General features: G+C 67.6%; 8 protein-coding genes. 5 read left to right on the top strand and 3 right to left on the bottom strand.

Annotated features, from left to right (window positions below; translation table 11 throughout):
* The first annotated feature begins 13 nt into the window (after positions 1–13).
* From AC1DQP_RS11935 to AC1DQP_RS11955, 5 genes are all read left to right on the top strand, one after another.
* A complete protein-coding gene (locus AC1DQP_RS11935; protein ID WP_457320165.1) occupies positions 14–1381 on the top strand; it encodes an FAD-dependent oxidoreductase in 1368 nt (455 codons plus the stop codon).
* Entirely contained in the window at positions 1381–2820 is a 1440-nt protein-coding gene (gene sbcB, locus AC1DQP_RS11940; RefSeq protein ID WP_457320163.1) for an exodeoxyribonuclease I, read from the top strand. The genes AC1DQP_RS11935 and sbcB overlap by 1 nt, the downstream gene beginning before the upstream one ends.
* On the top strand, positions 2817–3503 hold the full coding sequence (locus AC1DQP_RS11945; RefSeq protein WP_478051660.1) for a DUF2461 domain-containing protein: 687 nt from the start codon (positions 2817–2819) through the stop codon (positions 3501–3503). The genes sbcB and AC1DQP_RS11945 overlap by 4 nt, the downstream gene beginning before the upstream one ends.
* Before the next feature lie 5 nt (positions 3504–3508).
* The gene (locus AC1DQP_RS11950) at positions 3509–4495 is read left to right on the top strand and encodes an aldo/keto reductase (RefSeq protein ID WP_478051661.1); all 987 of its coding nucleotides are present in this window, start codon (positions 3509–3511) and stop codon (positions 4493–4495) included.
* Between the two features lie 65 nt (positions 4496–4560).
* Positions 4561–5139: a DUF2939 domain-containing protein gene (locus tag AC1DQP_RS11955; RefSeq protein WP_457319355.1), complete on the top strand. Its 579-nt coding sequence runs from the start codon at positions 4561–4563 to the stop codon at positions 5137–5139.
* Between the two features lie 33 nt (positions 5140–5172).
* Here the strand turns inward: AC1DQP_RS11955 and AC1DQP_RS11960 are convergent, their stop codons facing one another.
* The 3 genes from AC1DQP_RS11960 to AC1DQP_RS11970 form a co-directional block, all read right to left on the bottom strand.
* Entirely contained in the window at positions 5173–6120 is a 948-nt protein-coding gene (locus AC1DQP_RS11960) for a 5'-nucleotidase (protein WP_478051662.1), read from the bottom strand.
* A 79-nt stretch (positions 6121–6199) separates the two neighbouring features.
* Entirely contained in the window at positions 6200–6970 is a 771-nt protein-coding gene (locus AC1DQP_RS11965) for an NAD kinase (protein ID WP_256774553.1), read from the bottom strand.
* 189 nt (positions 6971–7159) lie between these two features.
* A partial coding sequence (locus AC1DQP_RS11970; protein ID WP_478051663.1) for an NAD-glutamate dehydrogenase domain-containing protein occupies positions 7160–9358 on the bottom strand: 2199 nt, incomplete at its 5' end.

Raw genomic sequence — 9358 nt, forward strand, 5'->3', positions numbered from 1 at the left:
TGCGGACACCGACTTGATCGCTACCCCCTCCCGCTCGTTGAGCATCATCGGCGCTGGCCTGGCCGGCTCCCTGCTCGCCATCCTGCTGTCCCGCCAGGGCTGGCGGATCACCCTGTACGAACGCCGCGGCGACCCGCGCATCAGCGATTACGAGTCCGGCCGCTCGATCAACCTGGCCCTGGCCGAGCGCGGCCGCAACGCGTTGCGCCAAGCCGGTGTCGAAGACGCGGTCATGGCCAAGGCGGTGATGATGCGCGGGCGCATGATCCACCCGCGCCATGGCGAGCCGCAGCTGCAGCGCTATGGGCGCGACGACAGCGAAGTGATCTGGTCCATCCACCGCAAGGACCTCAACACCACCCTGCTGCAGCTGGCCGAAGATGCCGGAGCCAGCGTGCACTTCCATCGCCGTCTGCACACGGTCGATTTCGACGCCGGCTACGCACGCTTCATCGACGACCGCGACGACCAGCCGCACGACATCCGCTTCGATACCCTGATCGGCGCCGACGGTGCCGGCTCGGCACTGCGCGCGGCGATGAACCGCAAGCAGCCGCTGGACGAACGCATCGACTTCCTCGACCACTCCTACAAGGAGCTGGAGATCCCGCCCACCGCCGATGGCGGCTTCCGCATCGAGGCCAACGCCCTGCATATCTGGCCCCGTGGCCACTACATGTGCATCGCGCTGCCCAACGACGAAGGCACGTTCACCGTTACCCTGTTCCTGCCCAACAAGGGCGATCCCAGCTTTGCCACCACCACCACCGGGGCCGAAGCCGAAGCGCTGTTCGCACGTGACTTCCCCGATGCGCTGGCACTGATCCCCAACCTGCGCCGTGACTGGGAAGAACATCCGCCGGGCCTGCTCGGCACGCTGCACCTCACCCACTGGCACCTGCAGGGCCGCGCCGTGCTGCTCGGCGACGCCGCCCATGCGATGGTGCCCTTCCACGGCCAGGGCATGAACTGCGCGTTCGAAGACTGCGTGGCGCTGGCTGGCCACCTACTGCAACAGGACTCGCTGGGCGACGCCTTCGCCGCGTTCGAAGCGGATCGCAAGCCGAATGCCGAAGCCATCCAGCAGATGGCGCTGGAAAACTATCTGGAGATGCGCGACCGTGTCGCCGACCCGGCATTCCTGCTGCAGCGTGAGCTGGAACAGGCGCTGCAGGCGCGCTGGCCGACCCGTTTCGTGCCGCATTACACGATGGTGACCTTCCTGCACACGCCCTACGCGGTAGCGCTGGAGCGCACCGAACTGCAGCGGCGCATCCTGGAAGAGGCCACCGCCGGGCACGACAGCCTGGACCACATCGACTGGCCTGCACTGGAGCGCATCGTGCACACGCAGCTGCCCGTACTGGAGGGCGCACACTGATGGCAGACAGCTTCCTGTTCTACGACCTGGAAACCTTCGGCCAGGACCCGCGGCGCACCCGCGTCGCGCAGTTCGCTTCGATCCGCACCGATGCCGAGCTGAACATCATCGAGGCGCCGGTCAGCTTCTACGTCAAGCCGGCCGACGACCTGCTGCCCTCGCCGGTGGCCACGCTGATCACCGGCATCACCCCGCAGCACGCGCTTGCCACCGGCGTCAGCGAGGCCGAGGCGTTCTCGCGCATCAACGACCTGATGGCGCGACCGGGCACCTGCTCGCTGGGCTACAACACGCTGCGCTTCGATGATGAGTTCGTGCGCCACGGGCTGTTCCGCAATTTCTTCGATCCCTACGAGCGCGAGTGGCGCAACGGCAACTCGCGCTGGGACCTGCTGGACATGATGCGCCTGCTGCACGCGCTGCGCCCCGAAGGCGTGGTCTGGCCGCAACGCGAGGATGGTGCCACCTCGTTCAAGCTTGAGCACCTGGCCACCGCCAACAACGTGCGTCAGGGCGACGCACACGAGGCCCTGTCGGACGTGCACGCCACCATCGGCATGGCACGCCTGTTCAAGCAGGCCCAGCCGCGCCTGTGGGACTACGCGCTGAAGCTGCGCGACAAACGTTTCGTCGGCAGCCTGCTCGACGTCGATGCGATGCAGCCGGTGCTGCACATCTCGATGCGTTATCCCGCCCAGCGCATGTGCGCCGCACCGGTGCTGCCGCTGGCGCGTCACCCGTACATCAACAACCGCATCATCGTGTTCGACCTGGAGGGCGACATCGACGCACTGCTGGCGCTGCCGGCCGAAACCATCGCCGCGCGCCTGTACACCCGCGCGGCGGACCTGGCCGAAGGCGAACAGCGCGTACCGCTCAAGGAAGTACACGTCAACAAGGTGCCGGCGCTGGTCGCCTGGAACCACCTGCGCGCCGCCGACCATGCACGCCTCGGCCTGGACGTGGCCGCGATCGAGGCCAAGGCCGCACGCCTGCGCGAGCTCGCCCCGGCACTGGCCGAGAAGGTGCGGCAGGTATTCGGTGGCGAACGCGTGTTGCCGCCGAGCGATGTCGATGCGTCCCTGTACGACGGCTTCCTTGCCGATGGCGACAAGGCGCTGATGACCCGCATCCGCACCAGTCCCCCGACAGAACTGGCCAGCTTCGCCGAGCGCCTGCGCGATCCGCGCATGCCTGAACTGCTGTTCCGCTACCGGGCGCGCAATCATCTGCCGACCCTGGATGCGGCCGAGCGCACCCGCTGGAACGACTACCGTCGCCAGCGCCTGCTCGGGGATGCCGCACTGGGCGAGCAGAACCTGCCGCAGTTCCGGCAACAGCTGGACGCGCTGGCCACCGAACATGCCACCGACCCCGGCAAACTCGCCCTGCTGCAGCAGCTGCGCGATTGGGGCACCGACCTGGAGCAGAGCCTGTGAGCAGCTATTTCAGTCCGAAGAGCTTCACCTTCCTGCGCGGCCTGGCCCGCCACAACGACAAGACCTGGTTCAACGAACACAAGCCGCAATACGAAGAGCATGTGCGCCAGCCATTTCTGCGCCTGATCGCCGACCTGCAGCCGGACCTGGCGGCAGTGAGCGAACACTTCCGCGCCGATCCCCGTGGCGTGGGTGGCTCGCTGTTCCGCATCTATCGCGACGCGCGCTTCTCCAACGACAAGTCACCCTACAAGAGCTGGCAGGGCGCGCGCCTGTTCCATGAGCGCCGCAAGCAGGTACCCGCGCCGTCGTTCTACATCCACCTGCAGCCGGGCGAGAGTTTTGTGGGTGCCGGCCTGTGGCATCCCGAGCCGGCCACGCAGCGCAAGGTGCGGCATTTCATCGTCGACAACCCGGGCAGCTGGAAGGCCGCCGCGCACTCGCCGGTACTGCGGAAGAAGTTCGACTTCGAGCAAAGCGAGAAGCTGGTGCGCCCGCCGCGTGGCTTCGAGCCGGACTTCGAATTCATCGACGACCTCAAGCACCGCAACTGGGTGTTCTGGCGTTCGCTGGACGACGCCACCATGACCGGGCCGCGCCTGCGCCAGACCATCGCCGCCGACCTGGTCACCCTCGGTCCGTTCGTGGACTACCTGTGCGCCGCGCTGGACCTTGAATTCTGAGCACGATGGCAACCCCCTCCCCCCTTCCGCGGCGGCCACTGGGCCGCAGCGGCCTGCAGGTATCGCAGATCGCCCTGGGCTGCTCCGGGTTCTGGGGCAACCGGCGTTTCGCCGAAGCCGAGGCCGAACGCATCGTGCGGCGCGCGCTGGAGCGCGGGGTCAACCTGTTCGACACCGGCCACAATTACTCGGCCTTCAACGCCGAACCGCGGCTGGGCCGGATCCTGCAACGCGCCTTCGCCAACCATCCACGCGATGGCCTGGTGATCTCCAGCAAGGGCGGCACGCTGACCGGCCAGGCCGGGGTGAGCGGCGCCGAACAACGCGATTTCTCCCCGGAGGCGATCGAGCGCAGCTGCGCCGCCTCACTGCGCAACCTGCACTGCGATCATCTGGACATCTTCCAGCTGCACGGCATCGGCCTGGCGCAGATCAACGATGAACTGCTCAGCGCACTGGCCCGCATGCGTCGCAACGGCATGTTCCGCCTGCTCGGCATCAATACCCACACCGGCGCGACCATGCAGCATCTGGTCGACCACCCGGCGCTGTTCGATGTCGCGCTGATCGACTACAACGCGCTGCAGCAGGACCGCGAGCCGCTGATCACGGCCATGCACGATGCCGGCATCGGCGTGCTGGCCGGCACCGTATTGGCACAGGGCCATCTGCTCCCGGCACGGCCCCGCGTGCCGCGCCTGGCCGATGCCTGGTACCTGGCGCGCGCCTGGCTGAAACCGTCCAGCCGCCAGTTGATGCGTAGTGCACGCGACATGCAGCGCGCGGTGGCCGCGATACATTCACAGACCCCCGCGCAGACCGCGTTCGCCTATGTCCTGCAGCATCCTGGCATCGCCAGCGGCGTACTCGGGACCACCCGCGTGCGCAATCTGGAGCAGATCCTGGACACCCGGGTGGATGCGCTGCAGCCGGACGAACGCGCACGCCTGGTCGCCGCGTTCCAGCGTGGCGGCGGTTCGCCCAGCCAGTAGTGTTCACACCGGCTGACACGCACTGCGGCAAGCTCGGCGCAGTGCCTTTCGACGATGCGTGACGAATGAAGAAACTGCCCTGGTTGTTGCTGGCCCTGCTGCTGTTGCTGGCAGGCATCCTGTTCAGCGGCCCGTACCTGACCGTGCGCGGACTGGCCCAGGCCATCGAGGCGCGCGATACCGCCAAACTCGACCGCTACGTCGACTTCCCGATGCTGCGCGCCAACCTGCGCGCGCAGCTCAACGACTATGTGGTCCGTCGCGCCGGGCCGGACGTGCAGTCCAACCTGCTGGGCGCGCTGCTGCTCTCGGCGAGCGAGACGCTCACCGGCACCGCGGTGGATGCGATGGTGACCCCGACCGGGATCGGCGCGCTGATGGAAGGCCACACCCTGTGGAAACGCGCCAGCAACGACCTGGAAAGCAACGACCCCTACGCCGCGCCGCGCAAGCCGCGGCCGCTGCAGGGGGCCGAGCACCATTTCGAGTCGCTGTCGCGCTTCACCGCCACCACCCGTACCGCGCAGGGCGAGCCGGTGGTGTTCGTGCTGCAGCGGTCGGGCCTGCGCTGGAAGCTGGTGGATATCCGCCTGCCGCTGGGCAACGAAGAAGCCACCCCGCCGATGGTGTTGCCGGTCCGTTAGCCCCCCACCGTGGGTGGGAAGACCACGCGCCGATCAGCCGTCGTTGGCCACGCCATGCGGCACGTGCCCGGCCGCCACGCTCTGGTGCTGACGGGCGCTGTCGATGTTGTGCTGCGAATCGTCGAAGAAGATATCCGCCCCGAACGCTTCCAGGAACGGCCCCTTGTGGCGGCCGCCCAGGAACAGGGCCTCATCCAGGCGCACGCCCCACTCGCGCAGGGTGCGGATCACCCGCTCATGCGCCGGCGCCGAACGCGCGGTGACCAGCGCGGTACGGATCGGCGCATCCTCGCCGGACGGGAACACCGCCTGCAGCGTGTGCAGCGCCGAAAGGAAATTGCGGAACGGGCCGCCACTGAGCGGCTCGCGCGCGTTCTCGCGCTCGTGCCGGCCGAAAGCTTCCACGCCCTGCTCGCGCGAGATGCGCTCGCTCTCATCACCAAAGATCACCGCATCGCCATCGAAGGCGATGCGCAGCTGACCCAGCGGACGCCCCATGTCCACCTRCTCGGCCGCGGCGATCGTCTCGCCCGGTGGCTTGGGCAGGATGGTGGCGGCAGCGATGCCGTGCAGCAGCGCGCGGCGCACCGATTCGGGATTGGCCGACAGGAACAGATCGGTGCCGAACGGCTTCACGTACGGCCAGGTCGGTTCGCCGGCGGTGAACGTGGCGCGGATGATGCCCAGGCCGTAATGCTGGATCGAGTTGAAGATGCGCAGCCCGGTATCGGCCGAATTGCGCGAGAGCAGGATCACTTCCACCCGCGGCGACTCCGGCGACTGGCCCTGGTTGAGGGCCAGCAGCTTGCGCACCACCGGGAACGCCACGCCCGGGCGCAGCACGTCATCCTCGTGCTTGCGCTGGTACTCGGCGTAGGCATCCACGCCCTCGGCCTCGAACAGCGCGTGGCCTTCTTCCAGGTCGAACAGCGCGCGCGAGGTCACCGCGACGGTCAGCAGACGGGGGGTGTTGTCGCCCATGGCACTCAGCAATCCAATGCGGCCGCAGCGGCCGGCCAGCCATTGTCCCACAGTGCGCGGCCGCCACGGCCAGGCCGGCTCAGAACATGAACTGTTCGCTGAGGATACGGTCTTCCAGGTTGTGCTCCTGGTCGAACAACAAGGTCACCCGGCGCTCGCGCGACTCGCGGATGGTCACCTCGACCACGTCGCGGGTCTCGTGCGAATCGGCAGTGACGCTGACCGGGCGCTTGTAGGGATCCAGCACGCGGAAGCGCACTTCGGTATCGGCCTTGAGGATCGCACCGCGCCAGCGACGTGGGCGATACGGGGCCAGCGGCGTCAGCGCGATGGTGTGCGAGCCCAGCGGCAGGATCGGGCCATGCGCGGAATAGTTGTAGGCGGTGCTGCCCGCCGGCGTGGCCACCAGCACACCGTCGCCGATCAGCTCGGCCACGCGCTCCTGGCCGTTGAGGTCCACGCCGATATGCGCGGCCTGGCGGGTCTGGCGCAGCAGCGAGACGTCGTTGTAGGCCAGCGATCCGGTGCTGGTGCCTGATTCGGTCAGCGCCAGCATCTCCAGCGGCCGCAGGTGCGCCGGCTCGGCCGCGTCCAGCCGCGCCGGCAGGTCGTCGTCACGGAACTGGTTCATCAGGAATCCCACCGTGCCCAGCTTCATGCCGAACACCGGCTTGCCCAGCGCCGCGTAGCGATGCAGGGTCTGCAGCATGAAGCCATCGCCGCCCAGCGGGCACAGCACGTCGGCCTGCTCGGGCGTGCACGCGCCATAACGGGCCAGCATCGCGGCCAGGGCCTGCTGCGCGGCCTCGGTGTTGCTGGCCAGGAAGGCGATACGGGGGGTGTCGCTCATCGGTGGATCCGGGTGGGGTATGCCAGCAAGAGCATACCCGGTCGTGCCGGCCGCTGACCGGATACGCGTCCGCGCCGGCAGGTCCATGCGATTGCCAGCCAGCGGCCGGCACGACCGGAAACGAAAACGGCCCCGCGATTGCGGGGCCGTTTCCTTTTCACGCCACCGGGCAGCGCCCGGCGCTATCGCTTACGCGCCGTGTGCGGCCAATTGGCCCAGACGCTGGACGGCGACCGACACGGTCGGGTAGTCCAGCGTCTTCTGCTCGGCCAGTTCGGCCAGCATCGACAGCGTGAAGCGCAGGCTGCTGTCGTCGCGACCGATCCAGGCAGCGACCTTGGCTTCGGCGCTGGCACCCTTCATCGACAGCACCTGGGCAGCCAGGTTGCGGTGATGGGCAGCCAGCTCGTCGCGCAGCACGCCACGGGCCACGGCGTGCCAGCGGCCGTTGACCTCCAGCGCGTCGATCTGCTCGAACAGCCACGGCAGCTGCAGGGCGTCGCCCAGGCGGAAGTGGACCTTGGAGACGTCCACCGGCTTGAGCTTGCGGGTGCGGGCCAGTTCGATGATGTCGAACGCCGGTTCCAGGAACTGCAGTTCGGACAACTGCTGCGCCAGGGCCGGCGGCAGGCCCTTCTCCTTCCACTCGGCCACGCTGGCCTCGTAGGACGGACGCTGCGAATCGGGCAGCACGCCGGAGGCGACGCGGATGTCGTTGAAGGCCGCCTGGTAGCGGTTGACCGCCTCGGYGATGCCGGGCATGGCGCCCGGGCGCGACAGCAGCCAGCGTACGAACGAACGCTGCAGCTTCCAGATCACTTCCAGCGCGTCGATCTGCACCGACTCCGGCAGCGTGCCGTCGAGGGCGTCGATCTGTGCCCACAGCGCGCGCGCGTCCAGCGTTTCACGGCTGATCGTGTACGCCTTGGCGACCTCGGCCACGGTGCGGCCGGTGTCTTCCTGCATGCGCATCAGGAAGGTGGCGCCCATCCGGTTGATGGTCTGGTTGGTCACGGCCGTGGCGATGATTTCGCGCTTCAGGCGGTGACGCTCCATCGCATCGGCGTACTTCTTCTGCAGCGGCGTGGGGAAGTAGCGCTGCAGTTCCTTGGACAGGTACGGATCTTCCGGGATGTCCGATTCCAGCAGCTGCTGGAAGGCCACCAGCTTGGAATAGGACAGCAGCACCGACAGTTCCGGACGGGTCAGCCCCTGGCCACGTGCCTTGCGCGCGGACAGCTCGGCATCGGAGGGCAGGAACTCGATCTGGCGATCGAGCAGGCCCTGCTGCTCCAGCGTGCGGATGAAGTGCTGCTTGGAGCCCAGGCGCTTGACCGCCATCCGCTCCATCAGGCTCAGGGCCTGGTTCTGGCGGTAGTTGTCGTTGAGCACCAGCGCGGCCACTTCGTCGGTCATCGACGCCAGCAGCTTGTTGCGCTGTTCAACGGTCAGCTTCTTGGCCCGCACCACATCGTTGAGCAGGATCTTGATGTTGACTTCGTGGTCGGAGGTGTCCACACCGGCCGAGTTGTCGATGAAGTCGGTGTTGAGCAGCACGCCGGCCTGGGCAGCCTCGATGCGGCCCAGCTGGGTCATGCCCAGGTTGCCGCCCTCGCCCACCACCTTGCAGCGCAGCTCGCCACCGTTGACGCGCAGTGCGTTGTTGGCGCGGTCGCCGACATCGCTGTGCTGCTCGGTCGACGCCTTGACGTAGGTGCCGATGCCGCCGTTCCACAGCAGGTCCACCGGCGCCTTGAGGATGGCGCTCATCAGATCGTTGGGCGACATCGCCTTGACGGTGTCCTCCAGGCCCAGTGCCTCACGCACCTGCGGGGTGATCTCGATGGACTTCAGCGAGCGTGGGAAGATGCCACCGCCCTTGCTGATCAGCTTGGCGTCGTAGTCGGCCCAGCTCGAGCGCGGCACGGTGAAAAGACGCTCGCGTTCGACGAACGTGCTGGCCGCATCCGGATTCGGGTCCAGGAAGATGTGGCGGTGATCGAACGCGGCCACCAGGCGGATGTGGCGCGACAGCAGCATGCCGTTGCCGAACACGTCGCCGGACATGTCGCCGACGCCCACCGTGGTGAAGTCCTGGCTCTGGCTGTCACGGCCCAGCGCACGGAAGTGGCGCTTGACCGACTCCCACGCACCGCGTGCGGTGATGCCCATGCCCTTGTGGTCGTAACCCACCGAACCACCGGAGGCGAACGCATCGCCCATCCAGAAGCCATGCGCGATGGCCAGGCCATTGGCGATGTCGGAGAAGGTCGCAGTGCCCTTGTCGGCGGCCACCACCAGGTACGGGTCGTCCATGTCGTGGCGGACCACGTCCACCGGCGGCACGATCTTGTTGTTGACGATGTTGTCGGTGATGTCCAGCAGGCC

Source organism: Stenotrophomonas sp. P5_A8, assembly GCF_056400545.1.